The following is a 21,235-nucleotide window of genomic DNA, read 5'->3' as shown; positions in this document are numbered from 1 at the left end:
ACAAATCCGTAGACAGGTGTTTCAATACAAGCGCGACGGTCATCACCGTCGCGTTTCCTTTTTGCCGGAGCGACACATGCGGATACTGCTGGTCGAAGATGACCCGATGATCGGCGAGGCGATCCAGGGTGCACTCAAGGACGCGAGCTATACCCCCGACTGGGTGCAAGACGGTGTCGTCGCCCTGACCGCGCTGCAGACCCAGCGCTATGACCTGGTGCTGCTGGACCTCGGCCTGCCCGGCAAGGATGGGCTTGAGGTGTTGAGCAGCCTTCGCGGCCAGGACAACCCGGTACCGCTGCTCATCATTACCGCCCGGGACAGCCTCGAAGATCGCTTGCGCGGGCTCGACGAGGGCGCCGACGACTACCTGCTCAAACCTTTCGACATGGCAGAACTGCTGGCGCGCATGCGGGCCGTCCTGCGCCGTCACAGCGGCAATGCCTCGTCGCGACTCGACAACGGCGTAGTGTCCCTGGATCTGGTTTCCAAAGAGGCCAGCACTGAAGACAACCCCAGCGTGCTGCTCTCGGCCCGCGAGTTCGCCCTGCTACAAGCCTTGTTGATCCGACCTGGGGCGATCTTGTCGCGCAGCGAGCTGGAAGACCGCCTCTACGGCTGGGGCAATGAAGTGGAAAGTAACGCGGTGGAGTTCCTGATCCATGGCTTGCGCCGCAAATTGGGCAGCCATGTGATCAAAAACGTCAGGGGAATGGGATGGATGGTTTCAAAAAACGCCTAGGTGAGTCGGTCCAGCTCAGGCTGTCGCTGGCCCTGTCGCTGGCCATCCTGATCATCGCCGTCGTGGCCGGTATCTTCGCTTACGTGTCGGCCTTCGATGAAGCCCACGACATGCAGGACGACACGCTGCGGCAGATGGCCGACTTGTTCGACCGGCAGCACATGACCCTCCAATACCCCGAAAACGGCGCTGAAGAGGATGACGAGTCGCGGATCATTCTTCAGTACCTCGCCGACGGCAGCAAAGCCTCAGGCCTGGATGACGCCGGCACGCCACTGCCCTTCCCCACGACCCTGGCCGACGGTTTGTCGACCGTGCCCATTGCCGGCGAAGCGTTTCGCGTGCTGGTCAAGACCACCGCGCGCGGCGAACGCATTGCCGTCGCCCAGGAAACCGGCGCCCGCGACAAGGACGCTCGCGCCAGTGCCTTGCGCAGTGTGCTGCCGTTCCTCATTTTGCTGCCGGTATTGCTATTGGTCGTCGGCGACCTGGTGCGCAAGTTGTTCCGCCCGATCGCCACCCTGTCCTCGGAAATCGACCGACGCGACGAGCAGGAACTGCACCCGATCGACGAGCAGCACCTGCCAGTCGAGATTCGCCCCTTTGTCGTCGCCATCAACCGCTTGCTGCAGCGCGTGGCGCAATCCATGGAAACCCAACGCCGCTTCGTCGCCGACGCCGCCCACGAACTGCGCTCGCCCATGACCGCCCTTTCCTTGCAGGCCGAGCGCCTGGCCGCCGCCGACCTGTCGACCCCGGCACGAGAACGACTGTTGCCATTACGGCGCGGCATCGAACGCAGCCGCAACCTGATCGATCAACTCCTGACACTGGCCAGGGTGCAGTCAGCCCCAGGACTTGCCCGCCCGATGCCAGTCTCTGTCCGTGACATCTACCGGCGCGTGCTGGAGGACCTGATGCCCCTGGCCGAACTCAAGCAACTGGACATTGGCGTAGAGGCCGGCGAAGACGCTCGCGTGATGATGGAGGATGCGGACCTGCTGACCCTGGTGAAGAACCTGGTGGACAACGCCATCCGCTATACCCCGCCGGGAGGACGGGTCGACCTGTCGGTGGCCCTTGAACATGGCAAGGCCCTGCTGCAAGTCAAGGACTCCGGACCCGGCATCACCCGCGAGGAACGCGAGCGCGTGTTCGATCCGTTTTATCGCAGCCTGGGGACCCAGGCCTCGGGTTCCGGGCTGGGGCTTTCGATCGTCAAGGCCATTGCCGATCGTACCGGGGCGAAGATTCGCTTGGGCTTTACCGATGAAAAAGAACAACGCGGCCTGTGTGTTTCGCTGTGGTTGCCCCTGAGCACGCCGCCCCTGGAACCGGTTGTGCCGTCCCCTCAGAGTAAACATTGATGCGTTTTTCGCTGGTTTTGAATGGAAGCGGTGCCGGTTAGCCAACCTGAATACAGATGTTTAAACATCAGATAAATCACCCTTCAAACAATAACGCTTATCAATTAACCATTAAGTAACTTGATGCGCTATTGATCTAACGCAATACAACCCACTCCGCCTGCAAGCACTCTCCAATACCGTCGGTCGATAAGGGCTCATGCCGTTAAACCCGGGAAAAGTTAGTGAACTAGTCTGATTGCAAGTTCGGCGGAGTGAACGCCATGGCATTGGCTGAAGAACAAAAACTGCAGCGGCGCAAGGAAACCCGGCTGTTCCTGTTTCTTGTCGTCTGCCTGTTTCCCTTGCTGTCGGTCGCTATTGTTGGCGGCTACGGTTTTATCGTCTGGTTTTTACAAATGATCTACGGCCCGCCCGGGCCACCCAACTGATCACACTCCGTTGGAGTCAGCGCATGGACGAAGCCCTGCACATTGCCAGTCTGGTCGTACTTGCCCGACCGGAACTGCTCGCCGCCATAAAAGCCAACTTGCGGTTATTGGACGGCGTGGAGTTACACCAGGAAAGTGCGGCCGGAAAACTGGTGGTGGTCCTTGAAACCACTCACGAAAACCAGATCCTGCAACGCATCGAACAGATCAACAATCTGCCCGGCGTACTCAACGCCGCGTTGATCTATCACGAAATCCTCGATCCTGCCGGAGACATCGAATGAGCATGTCGCGTCGAGCATTCGTCAAGGCCCAAGCCGCCGCCATTGCGGCGTCAGCGGCTGGCTTGCCGATCATCACTTCTGCCAGCAACCTGGTGACCGAAGCCGACATGGTCACCCTGGACTGGAACAAGGCGCCCTGTCGCTTCTGCGGCACCGGTTGCAGTGTGATGGTCGCGACCAAGGACAACCGCGTGGTCGCCACCCATGGCGACGTCAAGGCCGAAGTCAATCGCGGGCTGAACTGTGTAAAGGGCTATTTCCTGTCCAAGATCATGTACGGCGTCGACCGCCTGACCCAGCCCCTGTTGCGCATGACAAACGGTCAGTTCGACAAGCAAGGCGAGTTCCAGCCAATCAGCTGGGAGAAAGCCTTCGACATCATGGAATCGAAGTTCAAGGAAGCGCTCAAGAAAAAAGGGCCCGAGTCGGTCGGCATGTTCGGCTCCGGGCAGTGGACCGTGTGGGAAGGCTATGCCGCCAACAAACTGATGAAGGCCGGCTTTCGCAGCAACAACATCGACCCCAACGCCCGCCATTGCATGGCCTCGGCGGTGATGGGCTTCATGCGCACCTTCGGCATGGACGAACCCATGGGCTGCTACGACGACATCGAAGCCACCGACGCCTTTGTACTGTGGGGCTCGAACATGGCCGAGATGCACCCGATCCTGTGGAGCCGGGTCACCGACCGACGCCTGAGTTACCCCCATGTGAAAGTCGTCGTGCTGTCGACCTTCGAACACCGCAGCTTCGAACTGGCCGACATCCCCATGGTGTTCAAGCCGCAGACCGACCTGTTGATCCTCAACTACATCGCCAACCACATCATCGAAAGCGGTGCGGTGAACAAGGACTTCATCAGCCAGCACACCCGCTTTGCCCAAGGCGCCGATGACATCGGCTATGGCCTGCGCCCGGATGATCCACGGGAGAAACAGGCGAAGAATGCCGATAAGGCCAACACCTGGACGGACATTTCCTTCGAGCAATTCGCCGCGTTCGTCAAACCCTACACCCTGGAGCGCACCGCAAAGGAAACCGGCGTCCCGGCCGAACGGCTCAAGAGCCTGGCCGAGTTGTATGCCGACCCCAAGCGCAAGGTCGTGTCGTTCTGGACCATGGGTTTCAACCAGCACACCCGTGGGGTGTGGGCCAACAACCTGATCTACAACATCCACCTGCTCACCGGCAAAATCAGCGAGCCGGGCAACAGCCCCTTCTCGTTGACCGGCCAGCCATCGGCCTGCGGCACGGCGCGGGAAGTCGGGACGTTCTCCCATCGTCTGCCCGCAGACCTGGTGGTGGCCAACCCGAAACACCGCGCCACCGCAGAAAAAATCTGGAAGCTGCCTGAGGGCACCATCCAGGAGAAAGTCGGTTTTCACGCCGTGCAGCAAAGCCGCATGCTCAAGGACAGTGTGCTGAACGTGTACTGGACCATGGCCAGCAACAACATGCAGGCCGGGCCGAACATCATGCAGGAAACCCTGCCCGGCTGGCGCAACCCGGAAAACTTCGTGATTGTCTCCGACGTCTATCCCACCGTGTCGGCCCAGGCGGCGGACCTGATCCTGCCCACGGCCATGTGGGTGGAAAAGGAAGGTGCCTTTGGCAACGCCGAACGTCGCACGCAGTTCTGGCACCAATTGGTGACTGCACCGGGAGATGCCAAATCGGACTTGTGGCAATTGGTGGAATTTTCCAAGCGCTTCACCGTTGAGGACGTGTGGCCCGCCGAGTTGCTGGCCAAGAAACCCGAATACAAGGGCAAGACCCTGTACGACGTGCTGTTCAGGAATGGCCAGGTCGATCAGTTTCCCGCCGAGCAACTGGAAGCCGGTTACAAGAACGACGAAGCCAAGGCCTTTGGTTTCTACCTGCAAAAAGGCCTGTTCGAAGAGTACGCCCAATTCGGCCGTGGCCACGGCCATGACCTCGCTGCTTTCGACCGTTACCACAGCGAACGTGGCCTGCGTTGGCCGGTGGTCGATGGCAAGGAAACCCTCTGGCGCTACCGCGAGGGCTACGACCCTTATGTGGAGGCCGGCAGCAAGGTGCAGTTCTACGGCTACCCGGACAAAAAAGCGATCATCTTCGCCCTGCCCTACGAGCCGCCGGCCGAAGCCCCGGACACCGAGTACCCGTTCTGGCTGAGCACCGGTCGGGTCCTGGAACACTGGCATACCGGGACCATGACTCAACGGGTCGAAGAACTGTACAGGGCGGTGCCCGACGCGCTGGTCTACATGCATCCCGAGGATGCCAAGGCCCTGAAGGCGCGCCGTGGCAGTGAAGTGAAACTGATCAGCCGGCGCGGTGAAATCCGTGCGCGCATCGAAACCCGAGGGCGCAACAAACCGCCACGGGGTCTGGTGTTCGTACCGTTCTTCGATGCCAACAAGCTGATCAACAAGGTCACGCTCGACGCCACCGACCCGATCTCCAAGCAGACCGACTACAAGAAATGCGCCATCCGCATCGAGTTGATCAGCGCGGCCTGAGGAGCACTGTCATGACTTTTCGAATCCTGCCGCTGTTGTTGCTTGCCGTCATGGGTGTGGGTGTGGCCATCGCCGCCGACGTCAATTACCCCCTGGACGCACCTGCCCCGGACGGGCGCCGGCCCGGTGGCACCCTCACCCAGAACATGCCCGCGCCGCCAATTGCCAACGATGAAAACAAGGACCTCAAGCGCGAGCGCAACTACCCCGACCAGCCGCCGACCATCCCCCACACCATTCGCGGCTACCAGATCGACAAAAACGGCAACAAGTGCCTGTCCTGTCACAGTCGGGCCAACAGTGCCAAATCCCAGGCAACGATGATCAGCATCACCCACTACATGGACCGCGACGGCCAGGCCCTGGCCGCCGTTTCACCGCGCCGCTACTTCTGCAACCAGTGCCATGTAACGCAAAAAGAGGTGCTGCCGCTGGTGGGCAACAGCTTCGAGACCATCGACCAAATCCTGCAAGACGACGCCAACGCCACGAAAAAACCTTGAGGAGGCGCCATGAAAGCACTGTTCGCCCTGCTTAAGGACTACTGGGGCACCCTCCGTCGGCCAAGCGTCTACTACAGCCTGGGCTTTCTGACGCTGGGGGGATTCATTGCCGGGATCATTTTCTGGGGCGGGTTCAACACCGCGCTGGAGCTGACCAACACTGAGAAGTTCTGCACGTCCTGCCATGAAATGCGTGACAACGTGTTCGTCGAATTACAGGACACTATCCACTACACCAACCGCTCCGGCGTGCGCGCCAGCTGTCCGGACTGCCACGTGCCGCACGAATGGACGCACAAGATCGCCCGCAAGATGCAGGCCTCGAAGGAAGTCTGGGGCAAGCTGTTCGGCACCATCGACACCCGCGACAAATTCCTCAGCCTGCGCCGGGAACTGGCCGAACATGAATGGGCGAGACTCAAGGCCAATGACTCGCGTGAATGCCGCAATTGTCACAACTTCGAGTTCATGGACTTCACTCGCCAGAGCAAACGCGCCGCAGCGATGCACTCAACGTCGCTGGCCAAGGGTGAGGCGACTTGCATCGACTGCCATAAAGGCATCGCCCACAAACTGCCGGACATGACCGGAGTGAAAGGCTGGTAGCGGCCTAGTTGCTGGCGACATGCCCGGCGCTGTCTGCCTTCACCAAGGCCTTCAACGACGCATCGAACTGCTCCAGCGCATTCACCTGCAGCTCGGTTTGCTGATCGATCTGCGCGGCAATCTGCGACGCGGCTTTGCCATGCACCCACACCGAAGGCATCTGCTGAGTACGTGAGCCTTCGGCCTGACCGATGTATTGCAGGTTCGCGTCGTAGAACTTGGCCATGAACCGCGCTTCGACCTGATTGTTGCGCTTGGACACCAGGCGACTGTGAGTGTCGAGCATCACCACCACATCCGGATGCGCCTGCACGGCCGCGTCGAGGTTGTCGTAGACCGTCACCGTACCGAACGCCTTCTGCAACGATCCCATCAACCAGTTGATCGCCCGCTGCGGATCGGAGCTGTCGACGAATGCCTTGGCGATCTGCGCATTCATCTGGGGATTTTGCGCACCCTTCACCGCCACGGCGTGGTATTGCTCCAGGTATTGCTGGGTATTGAGGGTGTTCTCGCTGTACAGCACCGCCACCGTCCGCGCGTGTTGCAAACTGGCGGCACTGTCGGTGATCGGCAGGAGACGGCAGGACGGATCGGCGGCAAGGGCCGGTGCGGTGGAGGCAAGGCTGCCGGTCAGCACGGCAATGACAGCCAACAGAGTCGAGATTCTCATCGCGCAGGTTCCTTCAATGGCGAGATTGGAATGACCCTATCCTCCTCCTATGACAGAAAAACAGAACTTGCATTCTTTAATGATGAGTATCGATGGAATGAATGGTGGCTATCGGTAGTGGATTTAACCGGTTGGTGCACCCCCCGTAGGAGCGATGCTTGCTCGCGATGAACGTCAACGATAACGCGGGTTGTCTGAATGCCCGTGTTGTTCTGGCGTTTTTTCGCGAGCATGCTCGCTCCTACAGGGGTACCCTTCAGTCGGCTATAAGGCCGATCAAACAGCCTGCACCGCAGCCAGCGAACCCGCGTTGGCCGCACTCGGCTGCACAACACCCTGCCCTGGCAAATCAACCCGTGCTGGCACCCACGCCGGCACACTCGGCATCTCCTTGCGCAAGCTGTGGATCAAGGTGTACGACATCACCAGCAAGAGCATGGCAATCGGCAGTCCGGCGGCGATGCTCGCCATCTGAATCGCCTTGAGCCCGCCCGCCAGCAGCAGCCCCGCGGCAATGGCACCTTCCAGAATGCACCAGAGCAACCTGATCCAGTTCGGCGGATTGGTGCTGCCCAACGCGCACAGGGTGCACAACACCTGGGTCCCGGCATCCGCCGTGGTGACAAAGTGCACACCGAGCAGGACACAGACGAGAATCGAGAGTGCGGCGCCAATGGTCTTGCCATCGAGCGATTGCAACAAGGTGAACATGGCCGCCGTGGTTTCTTTCTTGGTGGCCAGCAACACGGTGCCGCCTTCGAACTTCGGCTGTTCCTGTGTCACGCCTTGGGTGGCAACGGAGGCCTGGTACGCCTGGCGATCCTGTTGCTCATTCTTCAACGCCGCACCGCCGAACACGGACATCCACAGGATGGTCACCATCGTCGGCACCACCAGCGCCCCGATCACCAGTTCACGGATGGTCCGGCCTTTGGAGATACGTGCAATGAACAACCCGACGAAAGGCCCCCAGGTCATCCACCATGGCCAGTAGAACGCCGTCCACCAGTTTTGCCATTCGGTGTCTTTCTGGGTATCCATCCAAAAGCTCAGGCCGACAATGTTTTGCACATAGTCACCGGTGGACTCGAACATCAAGTTAAGAATGTAACGGGTAGGCCCCAGTGCAAGTACTGCAAACATCAAAATGAAAGACAGGTACATATTCAACGTGGAGATACGCTTCATGCCTTTGGACAAACCGGCCACCAGCGAAATACACGCCACCACGCTGACAAACAAAATGATGGATAACTGCAAGGTCACACTGACCGGAACACCAAAAACATTGTGCAAACCGGTATTGATTTGAACGACACCCAGGCCCAGCGACTGGGACACACCGAACGCGGTAATCACCACGCCCATGATGTCGACCACATGCCCGACCCACCCGTAGATACGGTCGCCGATCAACGGATAGAGCAGCGAGCGAAGTGCCAGCGGCAGCCCTTTACGGTAGGCGAAGTAAGCGAGGCTCAGGCCGATCATGGAGAAGATCGCCCACGGGTGCAGACCCCAGTGGAACAGCGTGATGCGCATCGCCAGGGTCGCCGATTCATCGGTCAGCCCCTTGGAGAACGGGTTGTCGGCATAGTGCAGCATGGGTTCGGCCACCGACCAGAAAATCAGGCCGATGCCCATTCCCGCACTGAACAGCATGGCGATCCACGACGCGAAACTGAACTCGGGCCGGTCATGCTCACCGCCCAGTTTGAGAGTGCCGAAACGGCTGGTGGAGATATACAACAAGAGGCCCAGTACGCCACTGATCAGGGCGAGGTAATACCACTTGAAGTTGTGCAGAATAAAGGCCGAAGCCATTTCAAAGGCTTTGGATGCCTGTTCATCTTTAAAGGCACAAAACAGAACGAACAGGACCACGCCCAGAATAGAAGCGACGGTCACAGTCGGATTGAGGCCTTTTAACATGCCGGATTGCGCACGCATTGTTTTCCCCTTTTGTTTTTGTTTAAGGGTTTAGTTACTGTTCCGCAGGATTTGTCTGCAGGTTGATTCCGGACTAACTCGGTTCTGGCAGCATGGCCAAGATGATTGAATTCCTACCCTCGCTCAAACCATATTTAGTCACCGACTCATGAGAAAAACGCATCAATAAAATCGCCTGAATCGGGCGCTGACGTACCGTTTTTCGAAGGGGCAGATCGCGTGTGAGCGCACTCCCCCTGTAGGAGCAAAGCTTGCTCGCGATGACGGCAGTCCAGTCAACAATGCCGTGCCTGACACACCGCCATCGCGGGCGAGCCTCGCTCCTACAAAGCGAAAAACGCCGGAACACCGTGGGCGTTCAGACAGGGCGCGTCATCGTTGATGTCCCTCGCTCGCACACCCGCCCATCAACGCCTGTCAGCACACTCGGCCACCGACTCACCAACCGCCACCAGGTTAGAGCTGGCAATCCCGTTCGGCGTCACGGGGTGCTGCAATGGCGCATCCTTTTGCAGGTGCTTGCCCGTGACTTTTGCCTGGCCTACGCACAGCGCGAGCAACAGTGCGCTGCCGGCATAGAACCCGTAAAAACTCGGCGCCGCGAAGTACGCCATCAGCGCGCCCGCGATCAGTGGTCCGATGCAGGCGCCGACACCAAAAGTGATCAACAGCATTCCCGAGAGCGACACGCGTAACGCAGGCTCCATGTTGTCGTTGGCCAGCGCCACGCCCAACGGGTACAGGCAGAACTGTAAAAATCCAATGCCCGCGCCGAACCACAGCAAAGTGACAAACGAAGGGCTCTGATTGAAGGCCAGCGGCAGGCTGATAGCGATCAACAACACCGCCACGGCACGGATCAGGCTGGCACGGGGCAAGCGATCCGAGAGCCAGCCCAAAGGCAACTGGGCCAACAGCCCCGCGGCGATGGTCAAGGCCATGAGCTGACCGACCTGCGCCGTGGCCAACCCCTGCTTGCTCGCATAGATCGCAGCCAGGCCGTAGAAACTGCCATTGAGCATGCCCGACACCAGAATGGTCACCAGTGACTGGGGAATCCGGCGCAGGAACAGACGCAGATCAATCGACGCCGCTGGCACTGCCGTCGGATGCATGCTGCGGGTCAGGGCCACCGGCACCGAACCCAGGGCGAAGACCATGGCCACGCCCAGCAGTACGCGAATGCCCAAGCCTTCATCCAGACTCAGGGCCAGATTGCCGAGCATCATGCCGACGTAACTGGCCACCATGTACAGCGACAGGACCCGGCCGCGTTGCTCGGTCTTGGCCTGGTCGTTGAGCCAGCTTTCCAGCACCATCAACTGACACATCATTGCCAGCCCCACCAGCGCCCGCAGCACCAGCCAGAACGGCAGCGCCGTACTGAACTCATGGGCCAACACTGCCGAGGCAATGATCCCGGCACAGGCGGCAAAGGTGCGAATGTGCCCGACCTGCGCGATCAGGCTGCGCCCGACCCAGCCGCCCAGCACCATGCCCAGGGCATTGGCGGCCATCAGCGCGCCGCCTGCGGTTTCCGATGCACCCAGCACGTTCAGGCGCAACGCCAGCCAGGTCATCAACAACATCGATCCCAGCTGCATCATCAAGCTGGCCAGATACAGCGCGCCGAACGTCTTCGTCAGTCCAAACACGGTGCTGATTCCATAAAATAAAAATGCTAAATCTGTGGCTCGGGGATTCTTGTGGCTTGGGGATTCTTGTGGCTTGGGGATTCTTGTGGCTTGGGGATTCTTGTGGCGAGGGGATTTATCCCCGTTGGACTGCGCAGCAGTCCCATCTTTTGGGGCCGCTTCGCAGCCCAACGGGGATAAATCCCCTCGCCACAAGAGTCCTCTCTCTACAAGAGTCCTCTCTCCACAAGAGTCCCCTCTCCACAAGAATCCCCTCTCCACAGAGTTGGTTCAGTTCAGGCCGTGAAGCTCTTTCCAGTTGCCCGGATGCACGACATAGCCGAACAACGCGTGCCCGCCGTACACCAGTTCGGTGCCTTCGGGAATCCACAGCAACTGGCCGGGCGTGACCTGGAACAGCTCATCGCCGACCTGCAATTCAAAGCAGCCTTCGATGACGAAAATCACTTCGTCATACAGCACCGTCCAGGCCACCTGCGCCCCTTCCCAGCGGGCAAAACCCACGCCGATATTCGGCGAGATTTCATTGCTCAAGGCCCGGGCCACGAAGGCGGCGCCGGGTGGGCCGCCGCGAAAGGTGAAATCCAGATCCTTGTGGTCGACGCGCAGAACCCGGCCCTTGCCTTTGCCGGGCGTGCTCATAACTCGCTCCGGCTGTTCCACGCGGCCAGATGAATGCGCGAACGCACGCCCAGTCCGAGAAAGGGTTCAGGCGGATTGAGCGACGGCATGCCGGTCACCGCGCGAATGTCGTTCAACTGCGCGGAGTCAGCGCCCACAGCCATGTCCGCCAGCAAGGTGCCGGAGATGGTGCCCCACGCGGCGCCCACGCCGTTGTCGCACGCCGAGGCATGCACGCCCGGTTCCAGCTCGCCGAAGAAGTTGGTGAAGTTGCGCGAGATCGCGTAAACCCCGCCCCAGGTGTGGGTGAACGGCACGTCGGCCAGCTGCGGGAAACGCGCCTTGAACGCCTTGCGGTGCGACTCGCGAATCTTCAGACGCATGCCGTCGCTGGTGCTGCGGCCGTATTTCGGCACGTGCTTGTAGGTATTGCGGATGATCAGGCGGCGATCCTGGGTCATGCGCACCGTGGTCCCGGCATGGTCCGCCGGGGTCAGGCCCCAGTCCAGTTGACCGCCGTAGGTGGCCAGTTCCGCATCGGTCAGCGGACGGGTCCAGCTGGCGAAGGTCATCACCGGCAGCAGGCGGTTGCGCAGGTAGCCAAACTCTTGGGTGAAGATGCTGGTGCCCAGCAGCAGTTGCGGGGTGCGGATCACACCATTGGTGCCCTGCAGAATCCAGCCGCCGCGCCCGTCACGTTCCAGACGCTGGATCGGCGACTCTTGCAGCAACTCGACGTTATCCGGCAACGAGCGGGCCAGGCCGGTGACCAGCGCCGCCGGTTGCATCAGGTAGCAACCGGGGGTGTAGATCGCCCCGCTGTAATGTTGAGTGCCCAGTACGCCGGCCAGTTCCGTGGTGCCGACCCGGCGGAAGGGTTCGCCCAGGTCGGTCATCAGTTTCTCGAAGTGATCCAGATACGCCATGCCACGCGGGCCGACTGCACCCTGATACTTGCCGGCGTGGGACCACTGGCAGTCGATATCGTGTTTCTGTACCAACCCCTGCAACTGCGAAATGGCCGAGCGGTTGAGCGACAGCAAGCGTTGCTTGTGCGCCGGGTCCGGATGCTCCAGGGCGAACTTGTGCGGCAAGTCGATAACGAACCCCGAGTTGCGCCCTGAAGCGCCATGGGCGACCCGCTGAGCATCCACCAGGATGATCCGCGCTTCGGGATGATGCTGGGCCAGACGCCGTGCGGCGGCCAGACCGGCGAAGCCCGCCCCCACCACCGCGTAGTCGGCCCGTTGCTCGCCGGACAAACGCTTGCAGGCCGGTTGTTCAGGCAAGGCTGCGTACCAGCCGCAGCTCGCATCGTCATAAGGCAAATTGATCGAATTTTTCATGATTGAAGCCTCAGGCGACCGCCTGCTGAGTGTTCTGACAGGACTGCAGCAATGCGCTGCGCTGCGTTTGTGCTTGGCGACCCAACAGGACAAAGCCGTTGAGCCTGCCCTCGGTGTCATGGAAGCTGGCGCTCATGCCATCTGGCGTCGCCGTGCATCGCCATTGCCCTTCACTGCCCGCCGCCGGTGCCAACAGGCACAACGGCGCGGCCGGGGTTTTCACCGTGACCGGCATCAGCGGGTATTCCACGGCTGTAGCCTGCCCGAGCAGCGTTTTGCTCAGCGCCTGGATGCCCTGGTTGATCGGCGCCAGGTACGGCAGCAATTGCCCGTCGATCTCGATGCAATCGCCCAGGGCATAGATGCCCGGTGCCGAGGTTTGCAACTGGGCGTTGACTTGAATGCCGCGCCCCACCGCCAACCCTGCACTCTGCGCCAGGCTCAGGTCCGGACGCAGCCCGACCGCCGACAACACCAGATCAGCCTTCAGCGTCTGGCCGCCGGCGAGTGTCAGGACATAGCCCTGCCCGCTCGATTCGATGGCCTCCAGCGTGTTTTGCAGGTGCCACTTGACCCCCAGATCACTCAGCGCCCCTTGCAGCACCTCCCCCGCTTCGGCGGGCAACAGGCGCTCCATCGGCCAGCGCCCCAGACCGATGACATCCACCTCAAAACCGTTGTGGGCCAAGTCGTTGGCGAACTCGCAGCCGATCAGGCCATCACCGAGGATCGCCACCCGCTTCACACCGGTCAGGCGTTCGCGGAACCCATGGTAATCCTGCAGGTTGTTGACGCTGACCATGGCCGCCGCCTCACCGCGAATCGGCAGACAGATCGGTTGCGCGCCGCTGGCGATCACCAGCTGGCCGTACTCCATGTCACCGAAGCTGGTGCGCAAGCGCCGAGCCGAACTGTCGATGGATTGCACCGTGCAATGCGCATAGATGCGGATGTTCAGGCGCTGCTCGACGGCCAATGGTGATTCACCGGACATCGCCTCGGCGCTCTTGCCCTGGGACAAGCCGATCGACAGCGCCGGCTTGGAATACAGGTAACCGGATTCCTGGGTCAGCACGCGGATCTCGACCTTCGGGTCCGCCTTGCGCAGCGCCTGGGCCAGGCCCAAACCTGCATAGCCGCTGCCGATGATGACGATCGGCCCACGCGGCAAAGCAGCGACCACAGGTACCACCACGGCTGGCGGCGGCGTGCTGATGGGCGCGCTGACAGCCACAGCCGCCTCGGTGTACTCGCTGATGTCGAGCATCTCGAAATCAGCCTTACCGACGTGACACTCCGGGCAGATCCAGTCTTCGGGCACATCTTCCCAGCGCGTGCCGGCAAGAATCCCGTCCTCGGGCCAGCCCAGCGCCTCGTCGTAAATCAGACCGCAAACGATGCAAAGCCAAGTCTTGAACATGGTGTTCACTCCCCGGCGACCCGAATCGCCACGTTTTTGGTGCGCACGTAGCTGTACAAGGCTTCCTGGCCCTTTTCGCGGCCGAAGCCCGACAACCCGACTCCGCCGAACGGCGTTTCGATGCCGCCGGCGTACCATTCGTTGACGAACACCTGGCCGGATTTCAGACGACGGGTGCAGCGCATGGCGCGGCTGATGTCCTGGGTGAACACGCCCGCCACCAGACCGAAATCGGTGCCGTTGGCGATGGCGATGGCCTCCTCCTCGGTGTCGAATGGCATGATCGCCAACACCGGCCCGAACACTTCTTCCTGGGCGATACACATGTCTGGCGTGACGTCGCGGAACACGGTCGGGCGCATAAAATGCCCGGCGCGGTCAGCGAAGGCTTCGCCACCGGTGACAGCCACGGCGCCGTCTTCGATGGCCCGGCGGCACAAGGCTTCGATGCCCGACAATTGCCCGGCGCTGACCACCGGCGTGAGGTCGGCGTTGTCCTGACCCAGGCCGACACTGAGACCCTCGGCCATGGCCACCACGGCCTCGACCACCTGTTCATAGATCTCGCGTTGCACCAGCAGTCGCGACATCGCCGAACACACTTGGCCGGCATTGAAGAAGATGCCCCACTGAACGCTGGCCAGCAGTTGTTTGAGGTCGGCATCGGCGAAAGCAATCGCTGCCGACTTGCCACCCAACTCCATCACGCTCGGAATCGCATGCTGGGCCGCGTCGCGCAAAATCGACTGGCCGGTGGGCACGGAGCCGGTGAACACGATCTGGTCGACGCTGCGATGGCTGACCAGGTGCGAACCGACTTCACGGCCACGACCGCAAATCAGGTTGACCGCGCCGTCTGGCAGGCCGGCCTTGGCGATGGCGCGGATCAGCACGCACATGCCCAGCGGCGACAATTCAGGTGACTTGATGACCACCGCGTTACCGGCCGCCAGGGCCGGTGCCAGCGAGCGGGCACAGATCGACACCGGGAAGTTCCACGGCACGATCTGCGCCGAAACGCCCATCGGGTCGTACAGGGTGAAGTCCATGTAGCCGTTGCCCAGCGGGATCGAGGTGCCCTCGATCTTGTCCGCCATGCCGGCGTAGTACTCGAAGTAGCGCGCCGCTTCGGTGAACTCGTCTTTGGCGTCGCTCAGGCGCTTGCCGTTTTCCTGGCACAGCACCCAGGCGCCCTCGTCCGCCACCGCGCGAATTTCCTCGGCGATGCGCAGCAGCCAGGTGACCCGCTGCGCAGGGCGTGCGCGGGTCAGCTCGCCGCTGTCGGCGCAACGACGGGCCGCCTGTAAGGCGCGCTCGGCGTCGGCCACGGTGGCCTGGGCGATGGTCGCCAAGGGTTCTGCGGTGCCGGGGTTGTTGACCGTCAGGCGCTGGGTGCTATCGACCCATTGCCCATCGATGTAGTTGAGCCAGTGAGAGGCTATCGGATACATGGCTCCGCTCCTCAGGCTTTTTCAGTGGTGGCGAGCAGCTGACGCGCGGCCCACTGGTGGAAGAAGTGCGTCGGGATGTCCATTTCCGGAGAGAAGGCGCCGCCCTTGTAACCTGGGGAGTAACGGCCTTTCTGCATGCCTTCGACGGAGCTGATGTCTTCGGCGAACACCACTTTCCAGGATTCGAGGATCGCATCGCGGCAGGCGCTGAATTCCTCGCTGCTCGCCGCTTCGTCGCCGACGTAGAACAGGCGCAGGTGCTCGATGGTGCGGCCCGGCGATACCGGCTCAAGCTGCATGGCGAAAGCGTGGTCAGCCTGGATGCCCAGCAATACGTTCGGGAAGAACGCGACGTATTCGGCGTTGCGCAGACGGTCCAGCGGCCAGCTCGGGAATTTCGGCAGGTGCGTGCCGGCGACATCCGACAGGTTGTAGGCGTAGCTGCCCTGGCCGGAGAAGTGCTCGCCGACGATGATGTTGTAGTGGTCTTCCAGGCGCGAGTAGGAGTTCAGGCTCGGGTGCACCCACGGCAGGTGATAGGCCTCGCAGTAGTTCTCGACGGCCAGTTTCCAGTTGCAGTTGATGTCCAGCACGGTGGCGTCATGACCCGGACGGCGGCTCAACAGGCTCATGCCGTCTTCGCCGAGGAACTGGCTCCAGCGCGCGGTCAGCGGCGCGAGCATGTCTTCGAGCGGCTGCGCATCCCCGGACAGGTTGATGAACACCATGTCCATCCAGATTGCGCTGCGGATGGCTTTCAGGCCGTGTTTTTCACAGGCGAAACGTTCGTCCTTGTGTTGGTCGATGCCGCCAACGTGCGGGGTGCCGCGCAGGCCGCCATTGAGGTCGTAAGTCCAGGAGTGGTAAGGGCAGCGAATCACGCCTTGCACCTCGCCCGCCTCTTCCACCAGCTTCATACCGCGGTGGCTGCAGACGTTATGGAACACCTGCACCAGGCCTTCGCGGTTGCGCATCAGCAGCAGTGGCAGGCCCATGAAATCGACGGGTTTGACCGAGCCGGCCTTGGCCAGGTCGCTGGCGAAACCGACACAAGCCCAGGTTTTACCCATGACCTGATCGCGCTCGAGCTCGAAGTAACGTTGTTCGGTGTAAAACTCGTTACTCAGGCCAGTCGCTTCGTGGATCGGGTTGAGCACGGTTTCAAGGTTTTGCACTGGAATTTGTTGGAGGGTGGTCATTATTGTTTTCCCCTGCTGGGCACGGTATTGGAATGATCGGCAGGCTTGCTGGCCAGGTCCGCTGGCGGCAAGTTTCGGAAAACGGGGTGGGTGTCGACAAACGATATTTCGGGAGGGATTCATGACTTTTGATCATGAATATGACAGCGCTAAACTTGCCTGTAGGAGCTGCCGCAGGCTGCGATCTTTTGATTTTTTATAAGCAAGATCAAAAGATCGCAGCCTGCGGCAGCTCCTACAGTAGGGTTTTGGCTGTTATTTGTTGGTGGGCGGGGTAGGCAGTTGGCTCATCAACCAACTGCGAAAACGTTTCACGCTTTGCCGCATACCGCCACGGGACAGCGGTTCCAGCAGGCAGAAATGCGCATCGGTGCGCAACACTGCATCCAGTGGCCGCACCAGTGCACCGCCCTGCAAATAGTCTTCGACCAGATTGGACCAGGCCAGCGCAACGCCCTGCCCGTTGAGGGCCGACTGAATCACCATCGAGTAACTGTTGATATTGATCCGGCGCTTGGGTTCGACGTTTCTCAGGCCCTGGCTCTGAAACCATTCGGGCCAGCCCAGCCAGTCACGCTGCGGGTCGTCGAGGACCAGCCAGGTGCAGGCTGCAAGGTCCGCAGGCGTGGTCAAGTCAGGATGCTTGGCCAGATACGCGGGGCTGCACACCGGATAGACCTCTTCGGAAAACAGCGGCGTGACCTGCATCTCCCGAGGCGGCGTGCTGCAGTAATACAACGCCAGATCGCAATCCAGGCGCGAGAAATCCTTGACCTGATCATGGGCGATGATGCGCAGGTCGATCTCTTCGTTTTCACGTTGAAACTCGGTCACTTTGGGCAATAACCAGAGGGACGCCATGGCCGTGCTGGTCGCCACCGTCACTTGCTCGGCACCTTGCCAATGACGAATTTCGCCGGTGGCCTGGGCCACTTGCAGCAAGGCCGCGCGAACCGTTTCGTAATACTGGCTGGCCGCCGGGCTGAGGTGAATCGTGCGGGTGGTACGTTCGAACAAAACCTTACCCAGGTAATCTTCGAGCAGGCGTACCTGGCGGCTGATTGCACCTTGGGTCACGTTCAATTCTTGCGCGGCCAGGGTAAAACTCAAATGGCGCGCGGCGGCTTCAAACGCGACCAGACTGTTGAGTGGCGGCAGAGGGTGGATTTTCATACAGGCAAGGTCACGTCGTTGTTTTGGTTTTATCGCGCGAGTTTAGTCTTTGGTGATGGGCGTGGACAGCGGCTGTTTCAGTTGGGCTTGGGGCCGCGTTCGAAGAGCCTGTAGGAGCGAAGCTCGCTCGCGATGGCGGGGTTCAGGCAAAACATTGTTGATTGGACTGCCGTCATCGCGAGCAAGCTTTGCTCCTACAGGTGTGCGTGTTTGCCAACATATGGGCAGACACCCAGTTTGCTTTGGTTTTTTGATCTGCCCTGCCCCCGTCATTACTTTGTAGGAGCGGAGCTTGCTCGCGATGGACGTCAACGATGACGCGTACTGTCTGAGGGAACGCTTTTTCGCGAGCAACCTTCGTCAACGAAAACGCAGGCGGTCTGAATGTACGCGGTGTCTGGACATCCATCGCTGGCAAGCCAGCTCCCACAGGGGGATTGGGTACATTCGCGAAAGCCAGGTCGGCTGTCAGGCCGCCTCGCGCGCTTTTGATTTGGCTTTTGATCTTCTTGCCCCATCGAGAGGCCGAGTGGAGGTTCTGCGCAGTGGGCAAACCGGCATGGATGCCGGTTTAGCCGCCCCCGGCCATGGATGGCCGATGGCGGCGGGCCTACGGAGCAGGACCGGAGCGAGGGCATGCCGAGCCTAAGCGAGGCACCGAACGAAAGGGGCAAGAGCCCTTGGTTACTTGGGGCTCTTCCAAGTGACTCGCCGTAAGGGCGAAACCATAAGTGGCCGTTACCGAAGAAACGGATATGTACGCTATGCCCCTAAGCCCGAGAAACGTTTTTCAAGTTTGACCGTAAGGGAGCAGCCGCTACCGACGTCGGCAAAATCACATCATCAACGTGCCCCACCTCCGTCTTCTCCTCCACTACCTCCCCATCCAACGCCCTGTGCATTTTCGCCGTATCCAACGCCCCTACCCACTTCGCAATCGCCATGGTCCCCACGCCATTGCCAATGGTATTGGTGATCGCCCGCGCCTCCGACATGAAGCGGTCAACGCCGAGCAACAACACCATCCCCGCCACCGGAATCGTCCCAAGGGACGACAGCGTAGCCGCCAGAATGATGAACCCGGACCCGGTAACCCCCGCCGACCCCTTGGAGGTGAACATCAGCACCGCCAGCACGATCAATTGATCGGTCAGGGTCAGCGGCGTATTGGTCGCCTGGGCGATGAAGATCGCGGCGATGGTGTAGTAGATCGCCTGCCCGTCCGGGTTGAAGGTCAGGCCGGAGGGAATGATCATCCCGGCCACGGGTTTGGACACGCCGGCCTTTTCCATCTTGGAGATCATCTGCGGCAGCACCGATTCCGACGAGCTGGTGCCCAGCACGGTGAACAGTTCTTCCTTGATGAACTTGAGGAACTTCCACAGGCTGAAGCCGCTGTAGCGGCAGATCGGGCCGAGCACGAAGATCACGAACACCGCACAGGTCAGGTACACGCAAGCCATCAGCTTGCCCAGGGAGAACAGCGATCCGAAACCGTACTTGCCGATGGTGAATGCGATGGCACCGAACGCACCGATCGGGGCCAGGCGCATGACCATGTTGACGATGCGGAACATGCCCTGCATCAGGCTGTCGAGGGTGTCGACAAAGGCTTTGCCGCGCGGCCCGACGTGAGCCAGGGCGATACCCAGCAGGATGGAAAACAGCAGGATTTGCAGGACGTTGCCCTTGGCGAAGGCATCGACAATGGTGTCGGGGATGATGTTCATGACGAAGTCCATGAACGAGGCATGCTTGACCGCCGAGGTGTAGGTCGCCAGGCTCGAGGTATCCAGCGTCGCGACATCGATGTTCATGCCGGCGCCGGGCTTGAACACATCGACCACCACCAGGCCGACGACGAGCGCCAGGGTCGACACCACTTCGAAATACAACAGCGCGCGAAAGCCGACGCGGCCCAGTTCCTTCATGTTTTCCATGCGCGCGATACCCGTGACCACGGTCAGGAAAATCACCGGGGCCAGGAGCATCTTGATCAGTTTGATGAAAGCATCGCCCAAGGGTTTGAGCGCGGCGCCGGTTTCCGGAACGAAGACCCCGACGAGGGCGCCGAGGATCACCGCAATGAGCACTTGTACGTAGAGTTTGCCGAATATTCTTTTCATGACAGGGCCCTGATTTTTTATTGTTGTCAGGAAGTGCCCGTGGGGCGCAACAAATGCTCCGCCCCGGGCGTTATGCCGCAGTACTACTTTGAATCGCTGGGAAAGATCAGCGGTTGATCAGCGCAATCACCGCATCGGTGATCTGCCGTGTGGTGGCGTTGCCGCCCAGGTCCGGGGTGTGCAAACCGCTTTCGGTGACGGCTTCGATGGCCGACATCAATTGCTTGGCCGCCCCGCGCTCGCCCAGGTGTTCGAGCATCATGGCGGCAGTCCAGAAGGTGGCGATGGGGTTGGCCACGCCTTTGCCGGTGATGTCGAAGGCCGAGCCGTGGATCGGTTCGAACATCGACGGGAATTGGCGCGAAGGATTGAGGTTGGCGGTCGGTGCGATGCCCAGGCTGCCGGACAGCGCGGCGGCCAGGTCGGAGAGAATGTCGGCGTGCAGGTTGGTGGCGACGATCACGTCCAGGGTCGACGGCTTGAGCACCATGCGCGTGGTCACGGCGTCCACCAGCTCCTTGTCGATTTTCACATCCGGGAAGTCCTTGGCCACTTCGTAGAAGATCTCGTCCCACAGCACCATACCGTGACGTTGGGCGTTGGACTTGGTGACCATGGTCAGGTGCTTGCGTGGACGGCTCTGCGCCAGTTCAAAGGCGAAGCGGTGAATGCGCTCGACCCCAGCCCGGGTGAACACCGAGACTTCAGTGGCCACCTCTTCCGGCAGGCCACGGTGCACGCGACCACCGTTGCCGGAGTACTCGCCTTCGGAGTTTTCCCGCACCACCACCCAGTCGATCTGGTCACCGTTGTGCAGTGGGCTTTTCACCCCCGGCAATACGCGGGCCGGACGCACGTTGGCGTATTGGTCGAACCCCTGGCAGATCGGCAGGCGCAGGCCCCAGAGAGAGATGTGGTCCGGGACGTTGAGCGCACCGACCGCGCCGAAGAAAATCGCGTCGAAGGTCTTCAGTTCCTCCAGGCCACCTTCGGGAATGTAATAGCCGTTTTTCAGGTAGTTATCGGAGTTCCAGTCGAAGTGTTTGAAAGCCAGTTCAAAACCGGACTTTTTCGACAGGGCTTGCAGCACCTCGACGCCGGCTGCGATCACTTCCACACCGATGCCGTCACCTGGCACTGCAGCAATTTTGTAGGCGCTCATAGTTGTCTCCACTCTCGTCGACTTC

General features: G+C 60.7%; 18 protein-coding genes and 1 pseudogene. 7 read left to right on the top strand and 12 right to left on the bottom strand.

The window, feature by feature from the left end:
* Positions 1-76: 76 nt before the first annotated feature.
* From ABTV22_RS12395 to ABTV22_RS12365, 7 genes are all read left to right on the top strand, one after another.
* Entirely contained in the window at positions 77-742 is a 666-nt protein-coding gene (locus ABTV22_RS12395) for a response regulator (RefSeq protein WP_433740496.1), read from the top strand.
* The gene (locus ABTV22_RS12390) at positions 718-2,109 is read left to right on the top strand and encodes a sensor histidine kinase (RefSeq protein WP_433740494.1); all 1,392 of its coding nucleotides are present in this window, start codon (positions 718-720) and stop codon (positions 2,107-2,109) included. The genes ABTV22_RS12395 and ABTV22_RS12390 overlap by 25 nt, the downstream gene beginning before the upstream one ends.
* A gap of 263 nt (positions 2,110-2,372) precedes the next feature.
* Entirely contained in the window at positions 2,373-2,540 is a 168-nt protein-coding gene (napE, locus tag ABTV22_RS12385) for a periplasmic nitrate reductase, NapE protein (protein ID WP_433740492.1), read from the top strand.
* 23 nt (positions 2,541-2,563) lie between these two features.
* Positions 2,564-2,824 (top strand): chaperone NapD, encoded by a 261-nt coding sequence (locus ABTV22_RS12380; protein ID WP_433740491.1) that lies wholly within the window; start codon positions 2,564-2,566, stop codon positions 2,822-2,824.
* Complete coding sequence (gene napA / locus ABTV22_RS12375) at positions 2,821-5,325, top strand: nitrate reductase catalytic subunit NapA (protein WP_433740489.1); 2,505 nt, start codon at positions 2,821-2,823, stop codon at positions 5,323-5,325. The genes ABTV22_RS12380 and napA overlap by 4 nt, the downstream gene beginning before the upstream one ends.
* 11 nt (positions 5,326-5,336) lie before the next feature.
* Positions 5,337-5,828 carry a nitrate reductase cytochrome c-type subunit gene (locus ABTV22_RS12370; RefSeq protein WP_433740487.1) on the top strand — a complete coding sequence of 164 codons (492 nt, stop codon included), beginning with the start codon at positions 5,337-5,339 and terminating at the stop codon, positions 5,826-5,828.
* A gap of 9 nt (positions 5,829-5,837) precedes the next feature.
* Positions 5,838-6,434 (top strand): cytochrome c3 family protein, encoded by a 597-nt coding sequence (locus ABTV22_RS12365; RefSeq protein WP_433740485.1) that lies wholly within the window; start codon positions 5,838-5,840, stop codon positions 6,432-6,434.
* A 4-nt stretch (positions 6,435-6,438) separates the two neighbouring features.
* On the opposite strand, the gene ABTV22_RS12360 is transcribed toward ABTV22_RS12365, so the two are convergent.
* The 12 genes and pseudogenes from ABTV22_RS12360 to ABTV22_RS12305 form a co-directional block, all read right to left on the bottom strand.
* Complete coding sequence (locus ABTV22_RS12360; protein WP_433740483.1) at positions 6,439-7,107, bottom strand: ATPase; 669 nt, start codon at positions 7,105-7,107, stop codon at positions 6,439-6,441.
* A 276-nt stretch (positions 7,108-7,383) separates the two neighbouring features.
* Entirely contained in the window at positions 7,384-9,057 is a 1,674-nt protein-coding gene (locus ABTV22_RS12355; protein WP_433740481.1) for a BCCT family transporter, read from the bottom strand.
* Between the two features lie 407 nt (positions 9,058-9,464).
* On the bottom strand, positions 9,465-10,712 hold the full coding sequence (locus ABTV22_RS12350) for an MFS transporter (protein ID WP_433740479.1): 1,248 nt from the start codon (positions 10,710-10,712) through the stop codon (positions 9,465-9,467).
* 270 nt (positions 10,713-10,982) lie between these two features.
* Positions 10,983-11,354 carry an ethanolamine utilization protein EutQ gene (locus ABTV22_RS12345; protein WP_433740477.1) on the bottom strand — a complete coding sequence of 124 codons (372 nt, stop codon included), beginning with the start codon at positions 11,352-11,354 and terminating at the stop codon, positions 10,983-10,985.
* The gene (locus tag ABTV22_RS12340) at positions 11,351-12,679 is read right to left on the bottom strand and encodes an NAD(P)/FAD-dependent oxidoreductase (protein WP_433740475.1); all 1,329 of its coding nucleotides are present in this window, start codon (positions 12,677-12,679) and stop codon (positions 11,351-11,353) included. The genes ABTV22_RS12345 and ABTV22_RS12340 overlap by 4 nt, the downstream gene beginning before the upstream one ends.
* Positions 12,680-12,689: 10 nt before the next feature.
* Positions 12,690-13,946, bottom strand: a complete 1,257-nt coding sequence (locus ABTV22_RS12335; RefSeq protein WP_433741378.1) for an FAD-dependent oxidoreductase — start codon at positions 13,944-13,946, stop codon at positions 12,690-12,692.
* Positions 13,935-14,099: pseudogene (locus tag ABTV22_RS12330) on the bottom strand (rubredoxin); the annotation flags it as partial. The gene ABTV22_RS12335 and the pseudogene ABTV22_RS12330, both read right to left, overlap by 12 nt.
* 5 nt (positions 14,100-14,104) lie before the next feature.
* Positions 14,105-15,550, bottom strand: coding sequence for an aldehyde dehydrogenase family protein (locus ABTV22_RS12325; protein ID WP_433740473.1), 1,446 nt, complete (start codon positions 15,548-15,550; stop codon positions 14,105-14,107).
* 11 nt (positions 15,551-15,561) lie between these two features.
* Complete coding sequence (locus tag ABTV22_RS12320; RefSeq protein WP_433740471.1) at positions 15,562-16,749, bottom strand: aromatic ring-hydroxylating oxygenase subunit alpha; 1,188 nt, start codon at positions 16,747-16,749, stop codon at positions 15,562-15,564.
* A gap of 255 nt (positions 16,750-17,004) precedes the next feature.
* Positions 17,005-17,922: a LysR substrate-binding domain-containing protein gene (locus ABTV22_RS12315; RefSeq protein WP_433740469.1), complete on the bottom strand. Its 918-nt coding sequence runs from the start codon at positions 17,920-17,922 to the stop codon at positions 17,005-17,007.
* A 770-nt stretch (positions 17,923-18,692) separates the two neighbouring features.
* Entirely contained in the window at positions 18,693-20,048 is a 1,356-nt protein-coding gene (locus ABTV22_RS12310; protein ID WP_433740467.1) for a dicarboxylate/amino acid:cation symporter, read from the bottom strand.
* 106 nt (positions 20,049-20,154) lie between these two features.
* Positions 20,155-21,210, bottom strand: coding sequence for a tartrate dehydrogenase (locus tag ABTV22_RS12305; protein ID WP_433740465.1), 1,056 nt, complete (start codon positions 21,208-21,210; stop codon positions 20,155-20,157).
* Between the last annotated feature and the right edge of the window lie 25 nt (positions 21,211-21,235).

The organism is Pseudomonas putida, assembly GCF_050990305.1.
Taxonomy (GTDB): domain Bacteria; phylum Pseudomonadota; class Gammaproteobacteria; order Pseudomonadales; family Pseudomonadaceae; genus Aquipseudomonas; species Aquipseudomonas putida_AH.
Note: the sequence above shows the minus strand (reverse complement) of the source record. Positions and strands in the feature narration are given on the sequence as shown.